At 71.0% G+C, this 23,604-nt stretch carries 25 protein-coding genes; 14 read left to right on the top strand and 11 right to left on the bottom strand.

What is annotated here, in order from left to right:
* Nucleotides 1–6 precede the first annotated feature (6 nt).
* Nucleotides 7–804 carry an inositol monophosphatase family protein gene (locus QNJ12_RS02770; protein ID WP_300618506.1) on the top strand — a complete coding sequence of 266 codons (798 nt, stop codon included), beginning with the start codon at nucleotides 7–9 and terminating at the stop codon, nucleotides 802–804.
* 33 nt (nucleotides 805–837) lie between these two features.
* On the opposite strand, the gene QNJ12_RS02765 is transcribed toward QNJ12_RS02770, so the two are convergent.
* Nucleotides 838–1,188 carry a VOC family protein gene (locus QNJ12_RS02765; protein ID WP_300618505.1) on the bottom strand — a complete coding sequence of 117 codons (351 nt, stop codon included), beginning with the start codon at nucleotides 1,186–1,188 and terminating at the stop codon, nucleotides 838–840.
* Between the two features lie 18 nt (nucleotides 1,189–1,206).
* On the opposite strand from QNJ12_RS02765, the gene QNJ12_RS02760 reads away from it, so the two are divergent.
* From QNJ12_RS02760 to QNJ12_RS02750, 3 genes are read left to right on the top strand one after another with little or no spacing between them, the layout of a single operon-like run.
* Nucleotides 1,207–1,617 carry a VOC family protein gene (locus tag QNJ12_RS02760; RefSeq protein WP_300618503.1) on the top strand — a complete coding sequence of 137 codons (411 nt, stop codon included), beginning with the start codon at nucleotides 1,207–1,209 and terminating at the stop codon, nucleotides 1,615–1,617.
* A 10-nt stretch (nucleotides 1,618–1,627) separates the two neighbouring features.
* Complete coding sequence (locus QNJ12_RS02755; protein WP_300618502.1) at nucleotides 1,628–2,776, top strand: aminotransferase class I/II-fold pyridoxal phosphate-dependent enzyme; 1,149 nt, start codon at nucleotides 1,628–1,630, stop codon at nucleotides 2,774–2,776.
* A 34-nt stretch (nucleotides 2,777–2,810) separates the two neighbouring features.
* Complete coding sequence (locus tag QNJ12_RS02750; RefSeq protein WP_300618501.1) at nucleotides 2,811–3,767, top strand: hypothetical protein; 957 nt, start codon at nucleotides 2,811–2,813, stop codon at nucleotides 3,765–3,767.
* A 25-nt stretch (nucleotides 3,768–3,792) separates the two neighbouring features.
* On the opposite strand, the gene QNJ12_RS02745 is transcribed toward QNJ12_RS02750, so the two are convergent.
* The 3 genes from QNJ12_RS02745 to QNJ12_RS02735 form a co-directional block, all read right to left on the bottom strand.
* Complete coding sequence (locus QNJ12_RS02745) at nucleotides 3,793–4,446, bottom strand: maleylpyruvate isomerase N-terminal domain-containing protein (protein WP_300618500.1); 654 nt, start codon at nucleotides 4,444–4,446, stop codon at nucleotides 3,793–3,795.
* A gap of 30 nt (nucleotides 4,447–4,476) precedes the next feature.
* The gene (locus QNJ12_RS02740) at nucleotides 4,477–4,989 is read right to left on the bottom strand and encodes a GNAT family N-acetyltransferase (RefSeq protein WP_300618499.1); all 513 of its coding nucleotides are present in this window, start codon (nucleotides 4,987–4,989) and stop codon (nucleotides 4,477–4,479) included.
* A gap of 84 nt (nucleotides 4,990–5,073) precedes the next feature.
* The gene (locus QNJ12_RS02735; RefSeq protein WP_300618497.1) at nucleotides 5,074–5,733 is read right to left on the bottom strand and encodes a NifU family protein; all 660 of its coding nucleotides are present in this window, start codon (nucleotides 5,731–5,733) and stop codon (nucleotides 5,074–5,076) included.
* 25 nt (nucleotides 5,734–5,758) lie between these two features.
* Between QNJ12_RS02735 and QNJ12_RS02730 the strand changes: the two genes are divergently transcribed.
* The 3 genes from QNJ12_RS02730 to QNJ12_RS02720 all read left to right on the top strand — a co-directional run bounded on the left by QNJ12_RS02730 (nucleotide 5,759) and on the right by QNJ12_RS02720 (nucleotide 10,123).
* Nucleotides 5,759–6,523 carry a maleylpyruvate isomerase family mycothiol-dependent enzyme gene (locus tag QNJ12_RS02730; protein WP_300618496.1) on the top strand — a complete coding sequence of 255 codons (765 nt, stop codon included), beginning with the start codon at nucleotides 5,759–5,761 and terminating at the stop codon, nucleotides 6,521–6,523.
* A gap of 17 nt (nucleotides 6,524–6,540) precedes the next feature.
* Complete coding sequence (locus QNJ12_RS02725; protein WP_300618495.1) at nucleotides 6,541–8,871, top strand: 1-deoxy-D-xylulose-5-phosphate synthase N-terminal domain-containing protein; 2,331 nt, start codon at nucleotides 6,541–6,543, stop codon at nucleotides 8,869–8,871.
* 106 nt (nucleotides 8,872–8,977) lie between these two features.
* Nucleotides 8,978–10,123: a hypothetical protein gene (locus QNJ12_RS02720; RefSeq protein WP_300618494.1), complete on the top strand. Its 1,146-nt coding sequence runs from the start codon at nucleotides 8,978–8,980 to the stop codon at nucleotides 10,121–10,123.
* A gap of 9 nt (nucleotides 10,124–10,132) precedes the next feature.
* Here the strand turns inward: QNJ12_RS02720 and QNJ12_RS02715 are convergent, their stop codons facing one another.
* Both QNJ12_RS02715 and QNJ12_RS02710 read right to left on the bottom strand, forming a co-directional pair.
* Nucleotides 10,133–11,893: a hypothetical protein gene (locus tag QNJ12_RS02715; protein WP_300618493.1), complete on the bottom strand. Its 1,761-nt coding sequence runs from the start codon at nucleotides 11,891–11,893 to the stop codon at nucleotides 10,133–10,135.
* Complete coding sequence (locus tag QNJ12_RS02710) at nucleotides 11,883–12,461, bottom strand: RNA polymerase sigma factor (RefSeq protein ID WP_300618492.1); 579 nt, start codon at nucleotides 12,459–12,461, stop codon at nucleotides 11,883–11,885. Before QNJ12_RS02710 ends, QNJ12_RS02715 begins: the two co-directional genes overlap by 11 nt.
* A gap of 136 nt (nucleotides 12,462–12,597) precedes the next feature.
* Here QNJ12_RS02710 and QNJ12_RS02705 point away from each other — a divergent pair, with 136 nt between their 5' ends.
* On the top strand, nucleotides 12,598–13,020 hold the full coding sequence (locus QNJ12_RS02705) for an antibiotic biosynthesis monooxygenase (protein ID WP_300618490.1): 423 nt from the start codon (nucleotides 12,598–12,600) through the stop codon (nucleotides 13,018–13,020).
* Nucleotides 13,021–13,469: 449 nt separating this feature from the next.
* On the top strand, nucleotides 13,470–13,664 hold the full coding sequence (locus QNJ12_RS02700; RefSeq protein ID WP_300618488.1) for a hypothetical protein: 195 nt from the start codon (nucleotides 13,470–13,472) through the stop codon (nucleotides 13,662–13,664).
* Between the two features lie 8 nt (nucleotides 13,665–13,672).
* Here the strand turns inward: QNJ12_RS02700 and QNJ12_RS02695 are convergent, their stop codons facing one another.
* Nucleotides 13,673–14,461: an SDR family NAD(P)-dependent oxidoreductase gene (locus QNJ12_RS02695; protein WP_300618486.1), complete on the bottom strand. Its 789-nt coding sequence runs from the start codon at nucleotides 14,459–14,461 to the stop codon at nucleotides 13,673–13,675.
* 16 nt (nucleotides 14,462–14,477) lie between these two features.
* Here QNJ12_RS02695 and QNJ12_RS02690 point away from each other — a divergent pair, with 16 nt between their 5' ends.
* Complete coding sequence (locus QNJ12_RS02690; protein WP_300618484.1) at nucleotides 14,478–14,714, top strand: hypothetical protein; 237 nt, start codon at nucleotides 14,478–14,480, stop codon at nucleotides 14,712–14,714.
* 20 nt (nucleotides 14,715–14,734) lie between these two features.
* A complete protein-coding gene (locus QNJ12_RS02685) occupies nucleotides 14,735–15,697 on the top strand; it encodes a DMT family transporter (RefSeq protein WP_300618482.1) in 963 nt (320 codons plus the stop codon).
* Here the strand turns inward: QNJ12_RS02685 and QNJ12_RS02680 are convergent.
* A complete protein-coding gene (locus tag QNJ12_RS02680) occupies nucleotides 15,618–16,604 on the bottom strand; it encodes an aromatic ring-hydroxylating dioxygenase subunit alpha (RefSeq protein WP_300618480.1) in 987 nt (328 codons plus the stop codon). The genes QNJ12_RS02685 and QNJ12_RS02680 overlap by 80 nt on opposite strands.
* Before the next feature lie 21 nt (nucleotides 16,605–16,625).
* Here QNJ12_RS02680 and QNJ12_RS02675 point away from each other — a divergent pair, with 21 nt between their 5' ends.
* Nucleotides 16,626–17,993 carry an amidohydrolase family protein gene (locus tag QNJ12_RS02675; RefSeq protein WP_300618478.1) on the top strand — a complete coding sequence of 456 codons (1,368 nt, stop codon included), beginning with the start codon at nucleotides 16,626–16,628 and terminating at the stop codon, nucleotides 17,991–17,993.
* Nucleotides 17,971–18,807, top strand: coding sequence for a 5'/3'-nucleotidase SurE (gene surE / locus QNJ12_RS02670; protein WP_300618477.1), 837 nt, complete (start codon nucleotides 17,971–17,973; stop codon nucleotides 18,805–18,807). Before QNJ12_RS02675 ends, surE begins: the two co-directional genes overlap by 23 nt.
* Here surE and QNJ12_RS02665 read toward each other — a convergent pair.
* From QNJ12_RS02665 to QNJ12_RS02655, 3 genes are all read right to left on the bottom strand, one after another.
* Entirely contained in the window at nucleotides 18,799–20,208 is a 1,410-nt protein-coding gene (locus QNJ12_RS02665; RefSeq protein WP_300618476.1) for a hypothetical protein, read from the bottom strand. The genes surE and QNJ12_RS02665 overlap by 9 nt on opposite strands.
* A 91-nt stretch (nucleotides 20,209–20,299) precedes the next feature.
* Nucleotides 20,300–21,721: a hypothetical protein gene (locus QNJ12_RS02660; protein ID WP_300618475.1), complete on the bottom strand. Its 1,422-nt coding sequence runs from the start codon at nucleotides 21,719–21,721 to the stop codon at nucleotides 20,300–20,302.
* A 71-nt stretch (nucleotides 21,722–21,792) separates the two neighbouring features.
* The gene (locus QNJ12_RS02655) at nucleotides 21,793–23,106 is read right to left on the bottom strand and encodes a hypothetical protein (protein ID WP_300618473.1); all 1,314 of its coding nucleotides are present in this window, start codon (nucleotides 23,104–23,106) and stop codon (nucleotides 21,793–21,795) included.
* Nucleotides 23,107–23,185: 79 nt separating this feature from the next.
* On the opposite strand from QNJ12_RS02655, the gene QNJ12_RS02650 reads away from it, so the two are divergent.
* On the top strand, nucleotides 23,186–23,584 hold the full coding sequence (locus tag QNJ12_RS02650; RefSeq protein ID WP_300618471.1) for a nuclear transport factor 2 family protein: 399 nt from the start codon (nucleotides 23,186–23,188) through the stop codon (nucleotides 23,582–23,584).
* Nucleotides 23,585–23,604 lie beyond the last annotated feature (20 nt).

Here is a 23,604-nt window from a genome sequence, read left to right as displayed (position 1 = left end):
TGCTCGATGGCTGACGGCACGCCGATGGCGCACGACCTCGACGGCGAGCTGGCCTTCGCGCTGTCGCTGGCGGACGCCGCCGACGGGTTCACGTTGCCGCGGTTCGAGAGCGCCGACTTCACGCTCGGCTGGAAGGACGACCGCACCGAGGTCACCGAGGTCGACCGGCAGGCCGAGGCACTGCTCGCGAACCGCGTACTCGCCGAACGCCCGGCACACGGATTCCTCGGCGAAGAGCACGGTCTGCAAGGCGACGCCCGATCGCCGTGGCGGTGGATCGTCGATCCGATCGACGGCACGTCGGGATTCGTGCGCGGATTGCCGGTGTGGGCGACGTTGATCGCGCTGACCCACGACGACGCGCCGGTCGTCGGCGTCGTCTCGGCGCCGGCGCTCGGCCGGCGGTGGTGGGGTGCCAGCGGGCACGGCGCTCACGTCGACGGTCGGCGCATCGGGGTCTCCGACGTCGCCGAGCTCGCCCTCGCGCAGGTCAGCGTGACGTTCAGCGCCGGCTGGGACGAGCTGGGCCTCACGGGCGAGCTCGCGGCGATCGCCCAGCAGGCGCGGCGAGCCCGCGGGTTCGGCGACTTCTGGCAACACTGCCTCGTCGCGGAAGGCGGCCTCGACGTCGCGATCGACGCGGTCGGCGTCGCGCCGTACGACATCGCGGCCGTCAAGGTCGTCGTCGAGGAGGCCGGCGGTCGCCTGACCAACCGACTCGGGGACGGGACCCACCTCGGCCCGGCGGCGATCAGCTCGAACGGCCACCTCCACGACGAGATCGTCGAGCGGCTGCGGGGCTGAGACCCGCCCCGGGCCGGGTTGCCGGGCGCGGCGTCAGGTGGCGAGCAGGCAGAACTCGTTGCCATCCGGGTCGGCCATGACCTGGAACGTGCCGTTCCCGTGGTCGTCGGTGCCACCGATCTTGCGGGCGCCGAGCAGCTCGGCGTCGTCGGTGGCCGACTCGAGATCGTCGACGTCGACGTTCAGGCGCAGGCGGTTCTTGGCCGACTTCCGCTCGGAAACGCGCTGGAACACGATGTAGAACCCGTCGGCATCGCCGTCGAGCGCGGCCCAGTCGTCGCCCTCGACCTCGACCTCGCCACCGATCAGCGCCTGCCAGAAACGGGCGAGGGCCTCGGGGTTTGAGGAGTCGAACACGATCTCGTTCAGGCTGCCGATGGCCATGGCTGTACCGTACGACCGATGGGGACGCCGTTCCAGATCACGATCGACTGTCAGGACGCGCACGTCATGTGCGCCTTCTGGTCGACCGCGCTCGGCTACGTCGAGGAACCACCGCCGGCCGGCTACCTGTCGTGGGAGGACTTCCTCCGGTCGAACGGGGTACCGGTCCCTCCGGCGGGCTCGATCGGGGCGATCGTCGACCCCGACAAGGTCGGCCCGCGGATCCTGTTCCTGCGGGTGCCCGAGAAGAAGACCGTCAAGAACCGGGTCCACCTCGACGTCCGCGCTGGTCGCACCGACGACGCCAGGATGACGAAGATCACCGAGCTCCGCGAGGCCGGCGCCACCGAGATCCGCCGCGTCGACGAGAACGGCGAGTGGTGGATGGTGATGGCCGACCCCGAGGGCAACGAGTTCTGTGTCGCGTGACGAACGCCCGGTGAAGCCCAGCACGGCCGCCATCCGTGCCGGCCGCCGCGCCAGCGCCTCGTCGCTCGCGCCGGCGCTGTGGGCGTCGAGCGTCTGGGAGTCCGGCAGCATGGACGACGCCCACCGGCGCGCGACGGCGCTCCGTGCCGACGAGTTCTACGGCAGGTACGCCAACCCGACCGTGCGGTCGTTCGAGGAAGCCGTCGCCGAGCTCGAGGATGCCGAGGACGCCATGGCGTTCGCCTCGGGGATGGGCGCCATCGCATCGGTCGTGTTCGCGCTGTGCTCGGCCGGTGACCACATCGTCGCCGCCCGCCAGCTGTACGCCGGCACACTGGCGTTCGTGCAGGGCCCGTGCGCACGGCTCGGGATCGAGGTGACACTCGTCGACGGCACCGACCCGAGCGCCTTCACTGCCGCCGTTCGCCCCGGGCAGACCACGATGGTCCTGGCCGAGACGCCGTCCAACCCGCGCCTCGAGCTGTGCGACCTCCACGAGCTCGGTTCGATCATGGGCCCGTTCACGGTCGTCGACTCGACGTTCGCGACGCCGCTCGGTCAGCAACCGCTCGCCCACGGCGTCGACCTCGTCGTGCACTCGGCCACGAAGGGCATCGCCGGCCACAACGACGCCACGATCGGGGTGATCGCGGGCGAGAAGGACCTGATCGACGCGATCTGGGGGTACGGCGTGCTGCACGGCGCCATGGCGTCGCCGTTCGACGCCCTGAACGCCCTGCGCGGCGTCCGCACGATGGCCGTGCGGACCGCACACCAGTGTGAGACCGCGTTGCACCTCGCCGAGTGGGTCGAGCAGCACCCGGCGGTGACCACCGTCCACTACCCGGGTTTGGCGTCGCACCCGCAGCACGATCTCGCCAAGCGCCAGATGCGCCAGCACGGCACCGTGCTCGCCTTCGAACTGGCAGGCGGCACCGAGTCGGCCCGCGCACTGATCGACCGGTTGCAGGTCGCTCGCTGCGCGACATCGCTCGGCGGGCCCGAGACGCTCGTCTGCCACCCCAAGACGACGACCCACGCCAGCCTGACGCCCGCCGAGCAAGAGCTGACCGGCGTGACCGACGGCCTCGTTCGGGTCAGCGTCGGCCTCGAGGACCCAGCCGACCTCATCGCCGACCTCACGACCGCGCTCGGCTGAGGAACCCGCGGTCGACGAGCGACGTCCTAGCACCATGCGCCAGCGCCTCATCGTGCCGCCCCTGCTCCTCCTCGCACTCGGCGCCGTCGCCTGCGGCGACCCCGAGGCCGCCATCGACCCCGCTTCGCTCGACGCACGCACGCCTCCCACCGAGTCGGTGACCGCGTCGTCACCGGCGGCCACCACGACGACGACCGGCTCCGTCCCCAACCCCAGCACCGAGCCGACCGACACGCGGCCCCCGCCGACGGCCCAGGCACCCGCTGCCGTGGCGGCGTCGGGCAAGCTCCTCGCGCGGTACCGCATGCCCGGCGGCGAATGCGACCGCTGCGACTTCGATCTTGGGTTCCGATCCGATGCGACCGTGGTGCTGCGCTCGTCACGCGGCGACGTCGTCGCGGACTACGAGCTCGATGTGCTGCAGGCGCTCGTCGGCCAGTTCGACCTGGCGGAGTTCGCGACCGGCACGACCGACTGCGGCCGCGAAGTCGACGGCAACGCACCGATCGTTCTCGTCGGCGACACCGAGATCGATCTCTGCTTCGTCGAGGTCCGCCCCGACGACCCGCTGATCGACTTCTTCGAGGCCGAGCGCGCCCGCGTCGAGGCCGAGCGGGACGGCCGCGCCGATACGCCACAGCTGGTTGCCGGGGTGTCCGACGTCGGCGGTCTGTGTCCGAACGACGGCTGCGGCGCCCGGTGGCGGTTCTGGTCCGACGGCCTCTGGACGTTCGACGACGGCCTCGACCTCGCCGCAGGTTCGTACGACGCCGTCGCGCTGATGGCAGCGATCCCCTCGCTCGAGTCCGCCAGCCCGGAGCTCGGCGAGTTCACGGGCACCTGCCCGACCGCCTACGACGGCGGCGAACGGCTCTACCAGGTGTACGAGGGCGGGAGCCTGCAGTGGGGTGCCCGCAGTTGCAGCACGGAGATCGATCGCGCCCATCCGCTGATCGTCGCCCTCGATGCTGCTGTCGCCGGCACGCGGTGACACCACGGCGGGAGGGCAGATCGCATCACTCGTCGATGTCGTCGGACGCAGGGCCGAACACGAACCACTCGTCGAGGAGCGCGTGGTGGGGCGCCTCGCTCCAGGCGTAGGCCGCCACCTGCGCGCGCGATCGGCGACCGAGCCGTGACCGGACGAACTCGAATCGGCTGATGTTGCGCAGCTCGATCGCCGGATCGTCACCGTCGATGACCGTCGTCGCGCCATCGGCGAAGTGCACCTCGACCGACCGACCGACACTCGAGTCGTCGAACAGGGTCGACATCCAGCGGATCAGATCCGAGTCCTGGTTGCCCGCCCGCCCGACCGCGTGCCGCACGTCGTGCTCGTGTGAGTGGCAATCGAGCGGTGGCCGGCGCTCCTCGATCGCCGCGAGCATCGAGCCGACCATCGGCGCCTGATCAGACCACTGATCGACCAGCGCTCGCCAGTCGGTGCCACGCCACCGCTCCACCTGCACGGCCGTCCAGGGATCGGTTGCGGCGCCCTCGACCCGTCCCTCGACCACGTCGTCGGCGATGCCGGCCACGTGCGACAACACGTCACGGACGCTCCACAGCGGGTTGCAGGGCACCGGCAGCGCGCGCTCACCGTCGTCGAGCGAAGCGAACAGCTCGCAGAACGACCGCTGCGCGGTCACGTAGAGGGTGGCGATGTCCACGCGCCGAGCGTAGGCAGCTCGGCGCGCGGCTCAGCCGCCGAGCGGGCGTGCCATCGTGACGATGCCGTCGACCGTGAGCGATCCGAGGCCCCGGTCCGTGGCGCGGAAGCCGTGCCGCTCGTAGAGCCGGATCGCCGGGTCCATCACACCACGGAGGCTCTCGAGCCACAGCTCCCGACAGCCGTCGTCCGCTGCGGCCGTGATCACCGACCGGATCAGCCGGTCCGCGACGCCTCGCCCACGCGCCACGGGCCGGACGTACATCCGCTTCAGCTCGGCGCGACCATCGGCGTGACGGCGAACGGCGATCGTGCCGACGGCGAGGTCACCGTCGAACGCCACGTACAGCGCGGCACCTTCTCCCCCGTACTCGGCGGACAGGCGCCGGAGCTCGGCCTCGAAGCCCGGCTGCTCGGTGAAGGGCTCGAGGCCGGTCGCGGCGCGGATCCACTCGGCGTAGTCGTGCAGCAGGGCCGCAGCCTGCCGGAAGTCGCTCGGCGCGGCCGCCCGCCTGATCGTCGATGTCAGCGTGTTGCAGTGCATGCCGACCTGTACGACGCCACCGCCCGCGCGGTTCCCGACTCGTCGCGGAATCCCCTCGGTGCAGCGGTCGAGCTGACCGGCCCGTCAGCTGTAGTAGGGGTTCTCGCCGGTCGAGTGGTCGGTGAGGTCCTTGACCCGCTGCACGGCCGGCAGGGCCTCGCTGAGCATCGTCTGGACGCCGTCGAGCATGGTCATCTTGCTCATCGAGCAGCCGTGACAGCCGCCGCCCATGGTCATGTACGCGGTGCCCTCGCCGTCGTGGCCGACGTAGGTGACGAACCCGCCGTGAGCGGCGAGCGCAGGGTTGACCTCGCCCGACACGATGGCCTCGATCTCGGCCGACAGCTCGTCATCGTTGGTCAGGCCCTCGATGTCGGGGGCCTGCGGCCGGTTGGGGTTGCGGATGACGAGGCCCTGGGTGTCGGTGAAGTCGAGCGTGGCGTCTTGCAGCAGCTCGACGTGATCGCCCGGGACGATGACCTTCACCGACGCGCCGTCGCTCCCTTCGTGGGTGCGAACTTCATCGGTGAACGCCGCCTTCAGGAACTCGTCGAAGCTCAGGTCGTAGCGGAAGTCCTCTCCGGGACCGGAGGCGATGGCCAAGCGGAGGCCGAGTTGCTCGGCGTCGGCCTCGTCCGCCCGCAGCTCGAGCAGCTTCGCGAGCGCGGCGTCGGTGATGGTGATGATCGGGCGGCTCGCCTGCCCGTCGCCGCCACCGGAGGCCAACGCTTCGAGAGGGCTCATGTTGCCGAGGCTACCGTCGGGCATCGTGAACGCCCCGCCGAGCTTCGAACCCGACCTCACGCCCGCTGAGTACGCCGATCACGTCCTGCGCGACGCCGGGCGGTTCGCTGCGGTGCTCGACACCGCCGACCTCGGCGTCGACGTGCCGTCGTGCCCGGGTTGGACGCTGTCGAGACTCACCGAACACACCGGGCAGATCCATCGCTGGGCGACGTTCTGCGTCAGCGAGGGCCGATCACCGACAGCCGACGAGGCGGCCGCCCTGGAGACGTACGACCCCGCCGCGGCGGCCGCCTGGTTCCGAGCGGGCGCCGCCGCGCTGGCCGAACTGCTCCGTCATGTCGATCTCCGCTCGCCCGCCTGGCACCCGTGGCCGACCGAGCAGGTCGCCGGCTTCTGGCCCCGTCGCCAGGCGCACGAGACGGCGGTGCACCGCTGGGACGCGCAGCACGCGGTCGGCACCGAGACGCCGCTCGATCCGGTGCTGGCGAGCGATGGGATCGACGAGTACTTCAGCGCGATGATCCCGCGCGTCGTCACCAAGCCGGGCCGGGAGCTGCCCGCCGGCAGCCTCCACGTGCACTGCACCGACGTCGACGGCGAGTGGCTGGTGTGGTCCGACCGCGACGGCTACCACGTCGTTCGCGAGCACCAGAAGGGCGACGCGGCACTCCGCGGACCGGCAGGCCAACTCCTGCTCCGGCTGATGGGCCGCGGCGACGGCGACGACCTGAGCCCGCTCGGCGACGAAGGCGTGCTGGCCGGCTGGCTGGCCGTGCAGGGCAACTGAGGCCACGAGCTCGATCGATGCCCGACGACCGCGACGATCGCGACCTCGTCACCCTGGAAGACATCCAGCGGCGGGTCCTGTGGCTCGCCACCCGCATCGTCGACCACGCCAACCACGACCGCCCGAACCCGAGTGGCATGAAGGTCGGCGGCCACCAGGCATCGTCGGCGTCGATGGTCGGCATCATGACGTCGCTCTGGTTCGGCCACCTCCGGAGCACGGACAAGGTCGCGGTGAAGCCGCACGCGTCGCCCGTGTACCACGCGATCAAGTACCTCACTGGCGAGCTCGACCGCAGCTGGCTGACCACGCTCCGCCAGCGAGGTGGACTCCAGGCGTACCCGTCACGGACGAAGGACCCCGACGTGCGCGACTTCTCGACGGGCTCCGTCGGCCTCGGCGCCGTGGCGCCGATGTTCGCGGCTGCCGTCCGCCGGTACGTCGACGCTCATTTCGGCGAGCGGACCGGGCCAGCGCCGCGCTTCATCGCCCTCGTCGGCGACGCCGAGCTCGACGAGGGGAACATCTGGGAGGCGATCGCCGACCCGACGATGCCGGGCCTCGGCAACGTGATGCTGGTCGTCGACGTCAACCGGCAGAGCCTCGACCGCGTGATCCCGGGCATGAAGATCCGGATGTTGATCGACCAGTTCGCAGCGGCCGGCTGGCACGTCGTCGAGGCGAAGTACGGCCGGCGGCTGACCGACGCCTTCGAGCGGTCCGGCGGCGACGCCCTCCGCGAGCACATCGACGGCATGTCCAACGAGCGGTACCAGGCGCTGTTCGCGCTCTCCGGAGCCGACCTCAGAGCGCACTTCACCAAGGACGCGCCGTCCGAGTTGGTCGACCTGTGCGACCGGCTGGACGACGACGAGTTGGCCGCGCTGGTCACCAACCTCGGCGGGCACGACCTGGGCCTCCTGCTCGACTGCTACCGAGCTTGCGACGAGGTGACCGATCGTCCGAGCATCGTGTTCGCCTACACGGTGAAGGGCTGGGGGCTGCCGATCGCCGGGGACCCGATGAACCACGCGGCGCTGCTCAGCTCCTCCCAGATCGACGACCTTCGAACCGCTGCCGGCCTGACCGAGGCGACCGAGTGGGACCGATTCGACGCCGACTCGCCCGCGGGCAGCGTGTGTGCGTCCGTCGGCGGTGAGATCAACAACCCCGAGGCGTCGTCGCCGCCACTGGCCGATCTGCCGGCAGCCACCGGTCCGCCGGTCGGCAGGCCGGTGTCGACCCAGGAGACGTTCGGTCGGGTGCTCGCCGCCCTCGCGGAGGCGCCCGATGGCGAGCGCATCGTCACCACGTCGCCCGACGTCTCGATCTCGACCAATCTCGGGGCGTGGATCAACAAGGTCGGCGTGTTCTCGCCCGAGGAGATCGACGATCCGCTGGCCGAGACGCGAGTGCTGAAGTGGCTCCAAGGGCCGTCGGGACGCCACATCGAGCTCGGCATCAGCGAGATGAACCTCTTCCTGCTGCTCGGCGCGATGGGCGTCAGCCATGACCACCACGGCGAGCAGCTGCTCCCGGTCGGCACCGTCTACGACCCGTTCGTCTGCCGAGGACTCGATGCGCTGATCTATGCGCTCTACAGCGGTAGCCGCTTCGTGGTCGCCGGGACGCCGGCGGGCATCACGCTGGCGCCCGAAGGCGGCGCGCACCAGTCGACGATCACACCGTCGATCGGGCTCGAGCTCCCCGGGCTGACGTATTGCGAGCCGACGTTCGGCCAGGCCGTCGACTGGTTGCTGTGCGACGGCCTCGTCGACCTCACGCGTCCCGACGGGACGTCGCTGTACCTCCGGCTGTCGACCCGGGTCGTCGATCAGACACCCTTCGCCGATGCGGCCGACCGCGTCGGCCGCGAGACGCTGCGGGAGCACGTGCTCGCCGGCGGCTACCGGCTGCGTGACGGCGCGGCGACCGACGACCTGGTCGTGCTGGCGACGTGCGGCGCCGTGACGCCCGAGGTGCTCGCCGCCGCCGACCTCCTCGCCAGCGAGGGCGTCGCCGTCACGGTGCTCGACCTGACCAGCCCCGACCGCCTGTTCCGCGGTTGGCGAGCGGCCACCCGCGATGCGTCGAACCGGGCCAGGCCCGCATCTCACGATCACCACCTCGCGCACCTGATCCACCCCACGGAACGGCACGCGCCGATCGTGACCGTCCACGACGCTGCCAGCCACGCGCTCGCCTGGCTCGGTTCGGTGTTCGGACAGCGCGTCGTGCCCGTCGGCGTCGACGAGTTCGGGCAGTCCGGTGCGCTCGACGAGCTGTACGACCTCTTCGACCTGCTGCCGGAGCAGATCGTCAACGCCGCGCTCGTCGCGCTCGGTTGAGCGAGGCGACGCAGCGCCCGGCCGACGCCACAGCCGGTTCGGGCAGAGCTGGACGGCGGGCACGACTCGCATCCAGAATCGCCGGAGCCAGACACGGAGGTCCCCGATGCCCGTTCCGTTCCCGACCGACGAGACGGTCAACCTGCAGCCGCCGAGCTACGACGAGACCGCGACGAACGCCGCCGGAGTGCTCAGCGCGACGCGCACCGCGGACGGGAACACCGACTTCCAGCGGCTGCTGATCGAGGCGACGTTCGAGTCGATGACCGGCCATCGGGTCGACACGTCGAACCTCCCGTTCGTCGACTCCCACCAGAACGCACGCAACCTGGCGAACCGCGCCGAGATGTTCCGGATGCGCATGGTGCACATGATGGTGCTCACCGCGCTCGTGCTGCGCCCGATACCGCCCGCGGTCGCCGAGCAGGTGGCCGCGTACAGCCGCGAGCTGGGGATCGACGACCGCTTGCTCGACACGGTGGCGCAGTTCGCCCAGTCGGACCGTGCGCTGGCCGCCGTCGACTTCGAGCGCAACGGCTACACGGCCGACTGGACCGACGACCGGTCCGCCGCGCTGCACTCCCAGGCCGCGGGCTGGGACGCCGACGAGCACGACCACGAGCTGGCGGCGCGCTGGGGCGCCCTCGCCGACCTCGCGCCGGGCACGCTCGGCCGCGGCGTGCACGACTTCTACCAGGCCCGCGGGTTCGCGTTCCCGGGCACGCCCGGCTCCGCCCCGCCGCTGCTCGCCCAGCACGATTGGGTCCACGTCCTCGCCGACTACGGCACGAAGGTCGAAGCCGAGCTCGAGGTGTTCGCGTTCATCGCCCGGGCGAACGACGACCCGCGCGGGTTCTCGCTGCTCGCCATGGTGATCAGCCTGTTCGAGACCGGCTACCTCGCCGAGGGCGCCGGGCTGTTCGAGGCGTTCCCCGGCCAGCTCAGCCAGGCCGGCATGACGACGCGCATCGGCGACGCCATGCGGCGAGGCGCGCTGAGCCACGGACTGCACGGCGAGCCCGACGTCGACTTCATGGCCGTCGACTGGTTCGAGCTCGCCGACCAGCGCGTCGATGAGCTCCGAGCGCGTTTCAACCTGACGAGGAAGGCCGCCGCTGCGGTCGATGCCGGATCGGTCGGCCCCTGGGAGCCGGGCGGCATCTCACCGGCCCAGCTCGCCATGGGTCGGGGCCACGCCGAGCGACTGGGCATCGAGTACGACAGCTTCGGCGCGACGGTCGACCGCGCGTGATCAGGCCGATCAATCGGTGGGCGTTGCCGTCGGCGGCACGCCTCGATCGGCGAGCACCTCGGCCTCGAACTCGGCACTGGTCGTCCACAACCTCAGGGTGTCGTCCTCGACGCGGGCGGCGAACGATTCGTCACCCCGCGAGGCGACGAGGACGATGTCGGTCCGAGGTCGGATCGTCTCTTCGCAGGCCCACACCGCTGCGTCGTCACCCGGCGTGATCGGCATCCGTCCGAGGTCGCACAGTGGCTCACCGAGGTACATGAGGTCGAGCTCGACGTCGGGTGGCGCCAGCCAGTAGATCCGTCGCACGCCGCTCACCACGCTGGCGTCGACGTCGGGATAGCTCGAGAAGACCCCGTCCGGTGTGCCGCGTTCGACCTCTTGGCAACCCGAACCGGAGCCGACGATCTCGACACAGATGCCGTCCACGTTCGCCTCGAGCACGATCTGCGACGAACCGATCGAGCCGAGCACGGTCCGCTCGAGATCGAGAGGAATCGTGTATCGGCCGATCCACTGGAGCAGCTCGATGTACGACACCCGCTCGGGCTCGGCCGAGACCGCAACCGTGTCGGCCTCGGCGGGCAGCGCGTCCTCCATGTCGGGCATGTCGGGCTCGAGATCGCCGTCCGGCAACGAGTCGACGTCGAAGATGGGAGCGTCGACGCCGTACCGGTCGCGCCACGTCGCCTCGTCGACGAACGACAGCGAGCGAGCGAGATCGACGGCGGCGTCGACGCTCTCCGACCCGAACACCGTCGCCCACGTCGTGTCCGAGACGGGCCAGGTGACCGGGTTGCCCGTGCCCGCCCGTCCCCAGCCGACCGCTCCGTTGACGTCGACCCGTTGCCAGTCGTCGAAGTCCTGGGACGAGACGAGCAGGTTCGACGCTTCGACGATCACGAGCGTGCCGTTGCCCGCAGGTGGCACGGTCAGCATTGCCGCGACCTCGCCGGGTTGGAGCGGCGTGGGCGCGATGACCACCTCGTAACCGGCGGGCAGCGCTCCGATGTCGAACTCGATCGTCGACTCGTCGCCGATCCTGGCTGCCTCGATGGCGTCACCTCCGCCCGCCTCGATGAACCCGACCGGGTCGACGGCGGTGATGAGGACATCGAGGTCGCCCCGGCGAAGCGCCGTGGTGACCGATGGCGAGCCCACTTCGTCGATCAGCTCGTAGACGGCGCCCGCGACGGTCACGGAACCCGCTGAACTCACCTGGCGCTCGATGTCGTCGAACTCCCCGACGACCTGCAAGCGAACGATGTCCGAGACGGTGTCGTCGCCGACCCGGCCGACGATCGCCGACGTGATCGGCGTCGACACGGCGACCTGCGAGTACGAGCCGACGGCGTCGTCGCCGACCGGGTCCGGCAGCACGGGAAACGCGTCCGGCCACGCGGCACCGAGTTCCCCACCCGGCTCGATCAGCGTCGCCGTCGGTCCGGCCACGGGATCTTCGGTCGATCGCAGTCGAGGGAGCAGGATCAGCGCACCTCCGAGCACCAGGATCAGGGTCGCCGCGGCAGCGAGCACCCACGGTCGCGGTGACAGCGGTTGCGGCCGAGCGCTGCGCCGGTCCGCCCGCACCTCGACGGGCTCCGGCCCGGCGGGTGCCGACGTCCTGGCCCGTACGTCGCCGGATTCGATGAACGTCAGCAGCTCTGCCCGACGCTCCTGCTCCCACGCCGTCGACTGCGGCGACAGCGGCGGCAGCAGATCGCGCAGCATCTCGTCGAGTTCCCGGTCGTCGAGCTGTTCAGTTGGCATGGAAGCTCGCCTCCTCGGTGTCGCCACCTCGATCGAGGCGGTCGCGGACGTGCTGACGGGCACGTCGCAGGCGGGTGCGGACCGTTGCCGCAGGAACATCCGTCGCCGACGCGATCTCGGTGGGCGTGAGCTGCTCCCATGCGACGAGGAGGAGCGTCTCCCGCTCGGCGTCGGGGAGCTCGAGCAGCGCATCGCAGAGCGCGCCCGCCGCGTTCGATGCGTCGACGCGGGACGCGGCCTCGGTCCACGGGTCGGACGACGTGCGGCGGCGACCGTGCTCGCGGCGCAACGCTGCGAGGTGGCGGACGTGCGTCCGGTGCTCGCGGCGCACCAGGTTGGCGGCGATGCCGTACAGCCACGGCCGAGCGGACGCCACCGTCGGGTCGAAGGTCTCACGTTGCTCGAACGCGATGCGGAACACCTCGGACACGACGTCGTCGCACCGGTCCGGCCCGAGACGCCGGAGCACGAACCGGCGGATGTCGCCGACGTGTCGGTCGAAGATCAGCGCGAAGTCGCCCGGCGTGGTCGCCGAGCGCTCGATCACCTCGGCATCCGTCGCGCTCATACCCCATGTTGCCCGATCGACCCCCGAGCGTTTCAGGAAGCTCCCGGCTCGACGTGACATCGTCAAGATCGAGACTTTACAATGTCAAGACGTTGCGGCCGACGCCGTCATCGATCGCACGAGGAGTCCGAACCCGATGGAAACCAGCCCGATGGAACCGAACCGCACCCTGGTCGTCGTCACCCAGGCCGAGCTGCGCTCGTTGCGGCGGCTCGCGACCTTCCTGTCGCTGTCGACGACCATCGCCGAGCAGGCCCGACGCTCCCCCGGCAACCTCGGCGTCGAGCTGCGATCTCGCTCGCCGCGGCGCTGGTGCACGATGACCGCCTGGACCGACGCCGAGGCTGCGGCCGCGTTCGTGGCAAGCGATCCCCACCGGTCGGCGATGCGCGAGACCGCCCGGCTCATCCGCCGCAACACCTTCGCCCGGTTCACGACGGACGACGCGCTCGGCGCTCACCTCTGGCCGCGAGCATTCGACGCCCTCGACGCGAGTCGAGCCCTCGAAGCGAGTCGAGACCTCGACGCAGCCCGGCAACCGAGTCCCGACCGGCGCTGAGAGGCGCCGAGTCACCGAACCGTCGTAGCGTGGTCGCCCGATGTCGACTTGGTCGGGTTGTCGCACGTTCCGGTCCACGACACTTGTTGCGACGCTCCTGCTCGCTGCGAGCTGCGGCGACGACGACGTGTCGACGCCGTCTCCTGACAGCGCCAGCACGAGCTCCCCGCCGACATCGGGATCGCCGGTCAGCACCGACGCTGGCACTGCGTCCGCTGACGGGGCGATCGGCTGCGGCGACATCCCGACACCTGCGCTGCGCGACGCCGATCGTCAGGTGGCGATGGACCTCGTCTGGTTCAGCCAGTCGACGGTGGCCTGCGGGTACAGCGCTGACGGCGAGGCGAACTTCGACAACGACTTCCGACCGAGTGTGCCATTGCTCCTCAGTCGCGACGGGTTCGAACTCGACGGCACCGCGTCGAACGCGGTCACCGTCGACCGTGCGCATGCTCGAGCCGAACGTCCGGTTGGCCGGCATCGGCCCGACGACCCCAGCGGAACCGAACGCCGACGGGAGCTACGCGATCGCAGTGCCCGGCCCCGGCTGCTTCGTCGTCACCGTCCGCCTCGAGCAGAACGGTGGCACGGGCCAGTTCGTCGGCCTGGTCGAGTCCGGGGCGGGTGCCTGCGACGATCGCTGACGTCTCGCTCAGCGGCGGGATGGGCCGTGGCCGCCGTCGACGGCGATGCGCTGGCCGTTGACGTAGCCCATCGTGCAGAGCGACACGACGACCTCGGCGACGTCGTCGGGCTGGCACACCCGCCCGTACGGGTAGTCGGCGTCGAGCGAGCGCAGGTCGTCCATCTCCCGCCGTCCGGTGATCGCCCGGGCCAGCCGAACCCCCATGTCGGTCTCGACGAGACCCGGCGCCACGATGTTGACGTGGATGCCGTTGGGCATCTCCTCCTTCGCCAGCGTGTAGGCCAACGCCTCCATCGCCGCCTTGCCCATGCTGTACGGCGCGCCGTTGGCGGAGAGCCCGGTCGTCGCGACCGACGAGATCATGATGATGTCGCCACGCTCGGCCCGACGTATGCCGGGGAGGACCAACCGGGCGGCGTGATGGGCACCGATCGCATGCGTGTCCACCACGCGCTGCAGCTCTGCAGGGTCGGTGTCGGCGACGGCGTGACCCCGTGAGGCGATCCCGGCGTTGCAGACGAGCAGATCGACCGGTCCGAGATCGGCGGCGATCGCCTCGACCATGACGGCCATCGCATCTGCGTCATCGACCGACGCTGCGTACGCCCGGGCGACGCCGCCACCCGACTCGACGGCCGCCACGGTCTCCGCCGCAGCCTCGGCATCACGCCGGTAGTTCACGGCCACTGCCGCCCCCGCCGCAGCGAGCTGCTCGGAGATCGCTCGCCCGATCCCCCGTCCGCCGCCCGTGACCAGGGCGATCCGCCCGTCGAGCGGCTGTCCGGATGCGCTCATGTGCCAACCTTGGCAGGTGACCGACGGCAGCAAGAAGGCGACCCGCGACGTCGCCGCCGAGATCGCGTACGACTCGAACCTCACGTCCGACGAGCTGACCGACGCGATCGACGTGACCGAGGCGAACGTCCGGAAAGTCGTGCCGACGGCGCAGGTGATCCACATCGAACCCGACCTCCACCACGACGACGACGTCGACTCCGCGGATCGCATCGGCGTGCACGCCGCAGCGCACGGCGACGCGCACCACTGAGCGGCCCACTGGTCGTCGCCGTGACCGACCCCGTCAGCCGCTCGGCCCGCACACTCGGGCTCTTCGCCGTCGTCGGGTCGGTGATGTGCTTCGCGATCAGCTTCGGGCTGATCAAGTGGCCCGGCACCGACGGCTCGGTGATCGCGTGGTGGCGACTGGTCGGTTCCTCGCTGCTGTGGTGGGTCGGTCTCATCACGCTGCGCGTCACGCAACGCCGGCCGCTGCCGTCCCGCGACGCCTGGCGGCAGTCGATGCCCGCCGCCCTCGTGTTCGGCCTGCTGATCTCGACCCTGTTCACCGCGGTGACGAGGACGAGCGTGGCACACGCGGAGTTCATCGCCAGCCTGGCGCCGTTGCTGACGATCCCGGCCGGGTTCGTGTTCTTCCACGAGCGCCCGCAGTGGACTGCGCTGCGCTGGGGAGCGCTGTCGGTCGTCGGCATCGTGATCGTGCTGTTCTTCGGCCCCGACCAGGGTGTGGCCACCCTGGGCGGTGACCTGCTGATGATCCTCGTGCTGCTGTTCTCGGTCTCGTACCTGCTGACGGCGAAGCGAGCCCGCTCACGAGGCGTGACGACCTTCGACTTCATGGCGATCCTGATGCCCGTCGCGCTGGTCTCTGCCACCCCGGTCGCGTTGGTCGTCGCCGGTGACCAGCTGTGGCCGCTATCGGGCAGGGCCTGGATCGCCGTCGGCCTGCTGTCGGTGCTCACCGGCGGTCTCGCGCACGGTCTGCAGTTCTTCGCGCACCGCAGCGTCCCACTCGGCACGATCTCGACGGTCGTGGTCAGCCAGCCGGCGATGTCGGTGTTCTGGGCGTGGGTGATCGTGGGCGAGGAGATCACCCGGGTCCAGGTGCCGGGCATGGCGCTCGTGATCGTCGGGATGTCGCTCGTGGTGTGGTTCAGCCAGCGCCCGGACCCGACACGAGGGCCCGCAGCCGGCGCCGCCATTCCAGCGACGCGCGGTCGGCCTGCACACTGACCGTCCGTCGAGCGTCGAGCGGGAGCTCGCCGTCGAGGCGCTCGAGCATGCGGCGGTCCTCCTCGCCGATGGCCCGGTCGAAGGCGATCGCCTCCTCCGGAGCGGTCGCGTGATCGTCGTTGCGCCAGACGACGAACGTGAACAGCGATCGCCCGGTGTCGACGGGTGTCGAACAGAGCACGAGGACGTGATCGAGGCCCGCCTCCGCACCGGTGACGTGGCGGATCGTGCTCCGCACGGTGAACGGCATGCTGAACCCGGTGCTCATCGCGCGATGCACCGGCCGGCCGGCGGCATCGCTGACGTCGACCTCGTAGCGGTACCCGGTGAAGTCGGCGTCGAGTTGCTCGATGTCGACGGCGGGCGCAGCCATCGGCTGCTCGGTTCCGAACGTCCCGACGTGGACGAACGGGAAGTGCGTGACGTCGAGGAAGTTGTCCACCATCCGGGTGACGTCGGTCTGCCAGACCTGGAGGCCGGCGTTGATCCGCCGGAAGGCGGGGTCGTCCTCCTCTCCGATGACGCACGGCTCTCCCGTCGGGGTGCCCGGGCAGAGCCACACCAGCCCGTACCGCTCGAGCGTCGGGAGGGCCTCGAGATGAGCTGCCGGTGGGATCGGCACGCCCTCGGCCGTCGAGGGCACTCGCACGCACTCGCCGGCCGACCCGAACGTCCAGCCGTGGTAGGGACAGGTCAGGCATCCGTCGTGCACCCTGCCGTCCGACAGCGGTGCCTCCCGGTGCGGGCAGCGGTCGGCCGTGGCGACGACCGCACCTGCCGGTCCGCGCCAGAGCACGAATCGGGACCCGAGCAGCGTGATCGCGAGCGGCGCATCGGCGAGGTCCGTCGACTCGGCCACCACGTACCAGTGGTCACGCAGCGCAGGGGCATCGATCAAGCGGCTCACGGCGCGACGTACCGTACTGGAGTGCGCGATCGAGTCGACCTGCTGGTCCACGGTGACGTCGTCGTCACCATGGACGGGAGCCGGTCGCAGATCACCGACGGAGCCATCGCCGTTCGCGGCGAGTGGATCGTCGCCGTCACCACCCAGGCGGATGCCGCGGCATGGCTCGACGCGGATCGCACGATCGGTGGCCCCGGCACCGTCGTGATCCCGGGGCTCGTCAACGCCCATCAACACCTCACCGGCGACCGGTTGATCCGTTCGACCATCCCCGACGATCTGCCCCCAGGGGCGGCGCTCACCGACTGGGCACTGCCGGTGCACGCCGCACACACCGGCGACGACGACGAGCTGTCGGCCACGCTGTCGCTCGTCGAGGCCGTCACCAACGGCATCACGTACACCGTCGAGGCAGGCACCGTCGCGCATCCCGAGCGGGTCCTCGCCGCGTACGACGCCGTCGGTGTCGGTGGCACGCTCGGCGCCTGGGGATGGGACCTCGGCGACGGGCCGCACGTCGCACACCTCGACGAGGTGATCGAGCGGCAGGCGGCCACGGTCTCGATGGCGCGCGACCACCCACGGGTCGATGCGTTCGTGACGCTCGTCGGACACGACCTGATGAGCGACGGCCTCGCCGTCGCCGCGAGCGAGCTCGCCAGGGCGACGAGCAACCGCCTGACGTTCCACCTCTCGCCCGGCCCGGCCGACGCCAGGGCCTACCTGGCGCGCACCGGCGAGCGTCCGGTCGTCCACCTCGCCCGGCTCGGCGTGCTGGGCGACCACGTGCTGCTCGCCCACGCCGTGCACATCGACGACGCCGAGCTCGACCTCCTCCTCGATCTGGACGTGGCCGTGGCCTCCTGCCCGTGGGCGTACCTGCGGCTGGGCCAGGGCGTGACGCGCAGCTTCCACCACCCCCGGATGCTCCACCACGGCGGCCGCGTGGCGCTCGGGTGCGACAGCGAGAACGCCGGTGACGCCATCGACGTGCTGCTCGCCGCGCGCCTGTTCGCCGGGCTGACCAAGGACACCACCGGTGACCCGACGCGGTTCACGGCCCGGGCCGCACTCGCGCTGGCGACGATCGACGGCGCCAGAGCGATCGGCAAGGCCGACGAGATCGGGTCGCTCGAGGTCGGCAAGCGCGCCGACATCGTCGTCGTCGACACCACGCGGCCCGAGTGGACGCCGCACGCCGTCGATCCGATCACCGCGCTGGTCTGGGCGAGCGACGGCCGCGCCATTCGAGACGTCGTCGCATCGGGTCGCCACGTGGTCCGCGACGGCCGGTGCCTCACCGTCGATCACCAGATGTTGGCCGCCGAGTCGCGTGATGCTCATCGGAGGCTGGTATCCAGGGCTCGTGCGCATCCTCGTGACCAATGACGACGGCGTCGACGCCCCCGGCCTGCTCGCACTCGCCCAGGCGATGACCGAGCTGGGCGAGGTGGTCGTCGTGGCCCCCGACCGCGAGTTCTCGGGTGCAGGTGCGGCGATCGGCGCGATCTGGGAGTTCACGCCCCATGTCACGCGACGTCGCCTCGACGGCATCACCGAGGCCTGGGCCGTCAACGGCCCGCCCGCGCTGTGCGTCATGTACGCGCGGCTCGGTGCGTTCGGTGACGACGTCGACCTCGTCGTCTCGGGCATCAATCCGGGTGCCAACGTCGGCCGCTCGGTGTACCACTCGGGCACGGTGGGCGCCTGCCTCTCGGGCCGCAACGGCGGTTGGTCCGGCGTCGCCGTCAGCCAGGCGGTCACCGGGTGGGGCGTCGAGGGACAGGGCTACGAGGAGGCGATCAAGAACCAGAAGTTCCACGTCGCCGCCGACGTCGCGCAGACCTTCGTGCGCGGGCTGATCGACGGCCCGCCCGACGAGGTCGTCATCGCCAACATCAACGTGCCCAACGTCGAGCTCGACGAGATCGAGGGGTGGCGTCTCACCCGTGTGGGCGTCTCGCCACCGCGAGCGATGGCCAGGGCGCAGTTGGTCCCCACCGACCACGATCCCGACCATTTCGACGTCGACGTGGCGTGGGGCGACCGGCTCGACCTGCCCGAGGACACCGACGGCGGTGCGATCGAACGCAACGTCGTCTCGGTGTCGTACCTCACACGGCTGCAGGCCGAGCGGCGTGACGACCTGACCAAGGCCGAGGTGGCCCTCGACGGCCTCCTCGGCCGCAATGGCTCATCCTGACGAAGCCGCCTCGGGGCGCACCGACACGCTCGTCCACGACCTGATGTCGTCCATGACCGGGAACGACTCGCCCGTCGTGACGTCGAACGCCGTGGGCAACGCACCGCTGCTGCGATAGAAGGCGAAGCGGCTGTCGGGCGACCACGACACGCCCGTCGGGAAGTCCGTCCGCGTCAGCTCGTGCCACTCGCCGGTCACGAGGTCGACCAGTTCGAGCCGGGGTGTGCTCGTGGCGAACGTGGTGACCGAGCACCATCGACCGTCGGGCGACAGGGTCAGCTGCTGAGAGGCCGGGAAGAGCCCCCACCCGGTGACCGAGTCGAGGTCGGCCGAGTCGTGGTCCGGTACGTCCCGCCACTCGCCGCTCGCCCGATCGAGCACGGTGAGCCCGCAGATCATCTGCTCGTCGCACTCGCGGAGTACGACCTGCGAGCTGCTGATCCCGACGACCTCGCCGGCGCCGAGGTACTCGACCTCCACCTCGTCGACGGAGTAGGCCTTGCCGGCCTCGTGGACCACGAGGCCGCCCCGGGGGTCGACCATCCACACGAAGCTCGGCACGTCGATGGCCGCCCCGGTCTCCTCGCCGTCGAGCGTCACCTCCTCGTACCGCGTCGGGCCGCGAAAGCCCTCGTTCGTCCCGCGCCAGAAGCGATCGGTCCCAGGTTGCCAGAGCAGGTTCCAGGGCTCGCCGAGACGGCTCGACGAGACCTCGCCGTTCGCGTCGACGACGTTCACGTTCGTGCCGTCGTAGCCCGGGACAGCGACCCAGTCCTCGCCGACGGTGACGTTGGCGGTGTCGGCGAAGGTCCGGTCGATCCGGGTCCGCGCCAGCTCGCCGGTCGCCAGGTCGAGCTCGACCAGCCGGTCACCGGGGTCGAACCCGACCAGGCGGAGCGGCAGGCCGGCGAGGCGCGCGTCGACGGCGACCATCTGGACCTCGCGATCGGCCGCGGCAGCAGACGGCGTCGCCGAGGCCGTGGGCGGGGGCGCGACGTCGGGGAACGCCGCATCGGGCGAGATCGCATCGTCCACCTCGGGCAGCACGTCACCGGCGAACAGCGTCGTCGTGGTATCTGCCTCGACGGTGTCGGCCGATGTCTCATCGCTGCGGTCATCGGCGGCGTCGTCCACCCCGGCGTCGCCACCCGCCCGCCCGAGCATCCACCCCAGCAGCAGCGCCACGATGCCGGCGGCGAACGCAGCGAGCACGATCCGGGCCCGCTCGGAGCCGAGCGGGCCGGGCGTGCGGGGCGCGCCGGTCGTCGTCGCCCGCTCGGCGCCACCGACCGCAGACGAGCCGGTCGGCGAGCCGGGCAGGTCACGGGGCTCGGGCGGCAGCACCCCGCTGGGCTCGTGCGAGGTCAGCTCGACCTCGATCCGACCCGACCCGTCCTGCATCGCACCATCACATCACATCGCCAGATCCCACCGGGGGCGCCACCCCCGGGGTACCGGATCACGTGCGCGAGCTCGTCAGCAGACCGCGCGATCAGCCCTCGACGGCCACGTCGACCGGCGCCGAGGGCCGCGTGGCGAGGCTGTTCCACGACGTCATGTCCTCGGCGATCTGGAAGCGCTCGTCGTTCACCGGGTCGAAGGCGTTCGGCTGGCCGCGCCCGTCGAGGAAGAGCGCGAACCGGCTGTCCGGCGTCCAGACGACGTTCGACGGGCCCCAGTAGTCGGCTGCGACCGAGTGCCACTCACCGGTCTCGAGGTCGATCGCGTGCAGCATCGGGCCGGTCTCGTCGAACGAGGTGATCGAGCACCACCGCCCGTCCGGCGACAGCGACGCCTGGCTCGGAGCACGCGGGAAGAAGACGACCGCGTTGACCGCCTCGATCTCCGCGGTCTCGTGATCCGGCACACGTCTCGTCGTCCCCGACGTGCGATCGAGCTGCACCAGGCCGCACGTCAACGTCTCGTCGCACTGCCGGAAGACCACACGGTTCGCGCTGAGGCCGACGAGGTCGCCGCGACCCAGCAGCGCTGCACCCGAAGCGTCGATCGAGTACACGCCGCCTGCCTCCTGGACGACGAGACCGCCGAGAGGGTCGGCGGCGCTGACGAAGCCCGGGACGTCGAGGGTGAGGCCGGTCGGCTGGCCGTCGAGCGTGACCTGCTCGTACGTCGTCGGGGCGGGTGACGCCGCCTCGTCGCTCGCCCGCCAGAACAGATCGGTCCCCGGCACCCAGAACAGGTTCCACGGCTGCCCCAGCGCGCTGGGCTCGACGCCGTCGGCCGACAGGAGGCTCAACGACTGACCGGTCAAGCGTGGCACGAGGGCCCAGTCGTCGCCGACGATGGCGCCGGGACCGTCGGTGAACCCGATCTCGAGGTCGGTGCGCGTACGGGTGCCGGTCGCAAGATCGAGCTCGGCCATCCGCCCGCCGGATTCGAAACCGACCAGCCGGACCGGCAGGCCGGCGATCCGCTCGTCGAGGGCGATCGATGCCGCTTCCACGGCGGGACCGTCCTCGGGCTCGGTCACGGGTGGCGCGACCTCGAGGAGGGCGTCCTCGGGTGAGAGAGCGACGTCCACCGCAGCATCGTCGTCGACCGCCGGCAGCACCTCGCTCGGCAGCACGGTCGTGGTCGTCGCCCGCGCGGTCGTGGCGGTCGACCCGTCGGCCTCCGCCGCGGCACCGTCGCCGGCGATCTCGCCGTCGGCCGTGTCGCCCGCTCGTCCGAGCATCCAGCCGAGCAGCAGCGCGACCACACCCGTCGCGGCAGCGGCGAGGACGATCCGGAATCGCTCGTCGGCGAGCGGGTTGATGCGCCGAGCCTGCCCGCCGTCCGAGCCACCATCGCCGCCACCATCGCCGTCGGGCTCGTGGGGCGGCGGTTCGGCATCAGCTCGGGCCGGTTCGTGCGAGGTCAGCTCGACCTCGATGTGGCCCGACCCGTCCTGCATCGCACCATCACATCACACCGGTCGACCACGCCGGCTGCGCTGCCGATCGCACGACGAACCACGGTGACCGCTCAGGCGTCGCCGATCGGCCGAACGGCCAGCTCGATCCACGAGCTCAGACCGTCGGCAACGGGGAACGTGTCGTCGGTGGCGACGTCGTGGGCCACCGGCCGACCGTCGCCGTCGATGAAGAACGCGAGACGGGAATCGTGACTCCAGGCGATCGCCCACCCCATCGGTTCCTCGATCAAGCGTCGCACGTCACCGGTCGACAGGTCGACCAGGACCAGTCCGTCGGCCTGCTGCCCGAACAGGAGGGCGGCGAGGTAGCGGCCGTCGGGCGAGAGGCTCGCCGACGGGCCTCCCCACCCGAATCCGTGGAGCTCGCCGAGGTCCACGTCGTCGCTCGACGGCACGCCGCCGATCGCGCCGGTGGCGCGATCGAGCACGGTGAGACCGCACTCCATCTGCTCGTCGCAGTCGTAGAAGACACCGGTCGACGCCGACAGCGCCACGAGGTCACCCGACGCGAGGAAGGTGACATCCCCGCCCGACACGACGTAGGCCTTGCCGGCCCGACCGACGACGAGGCCGCCGAGCGGATCGGCTCCATCCGGCCAGAGTCCGTTCATCTCGAACACCGATCCCGTCGGTGCACCGTCGATCGTGTACTCGACGAACCGCTCGGGCCCGGCGGGCTCCTCGAACACCATCCACCAGAACGTGTCGGTGCCGTCCACCCAGTGCAACTCCCACCCGTCCCCGATGTCGACGACCGAGCGTGCACCGTTGTCGCGGATCACGTACATCTCGCCGCGATCGGGCTGGGCGAGCGCGATCCAGTCGTCGCCGACCGCCAGGCGGTTCTCGAACATCCCGGTCCGGGGAAGGTTGCCGGGCGCGTGCGTCACCATCGTCTGGGTTCGCAGGTCGACGTCGACCAGCCTCGAGCCCGTCGTCACCCCGACCAGGCGGATCGGGAGGCCCGCCAGGCGCGGATCGACGGTCACCGGGTTCGACTCGGGCGGCGGGATCGTGGTGGTCGTCGGAACGGGCCGGTCCTCGGTCTGCCGTCGAGCCGTCGACGGCGGGGCCGGGAGACGCTCGCCCGCGAGCGTGGTCGACGTCGCCGCCGCGGCGGCGCTGTCATCGGGCGCGGTGGCCCCGGGCTGCCCGCCGACGCTCTCGCCGTCGCTCCGGCTGGCGCGCCCCACCACCCAGCCGAGCAGCAACGCGACGACGCCGACGAGGACCACCGCCGACATCAGCCGCCATCGCTCGCGCCCGGACGGGACGAGGCCCGGCGCGCCGGTCGGATCGGCTGCCGATCCGACGGGTTCGCCGTCGCCCCGGAACCGCTCGGGCTCGATCGAGGTCAGCTCCACCTCGATCCGACCTTCGTTCACCAGTTCCATTCAGGCACATCGGTGCGTGGATGAACAGGACTTCGCTACCGTCGCCTGGGTGGACACCGTCGCCAGGGCTCGCAGCTACCTCGCAGCGCTCTCCGGCGGCGACGCCGGCGCGGTCGCCGCGCTCGTCACCGACGACTTCGTGAGCGAGCACCTCAGTGCGATCGGCACCGGCTCTCGAGGCCGTGGCGACTACCTGGCCCGGCTACCGGCCTTCCTCGCGCAGTTCGTCGATCTGCGCTACGAGGTGATCGACACGGTGGCCGAGGGCGATCGCGTCGCCGCCCGGTATCGCCTCACCGCGACCTTCGACGGCCATCCGATCGACATCCCGGGTGTGATGCTCCTGACCGTCCGCGACGGGTTGATCGCACACCGGATCGACGTCTGGGACAGCCTGACGTTCCTCCGCCAGACCGGCGCCGTCGAGGAGCGGCCCGACGGCGCGTGAGCCGCTGACTCCGCCCGCCC

It is taken from the genome of Ilumatobacter sp. (assembly GCF_030065885.1).
Taxonomy (GTDB): Bacteria; Actinomycetota; Acidimicrobiia; order Acidimicrobiales; family Ilumatobacteraceae; genus Ilumatobacter.
Note: the sequence above shows the minus strand (reverse complement) of the source record. Positions and strands in the feature narration are given on the sequence as shown.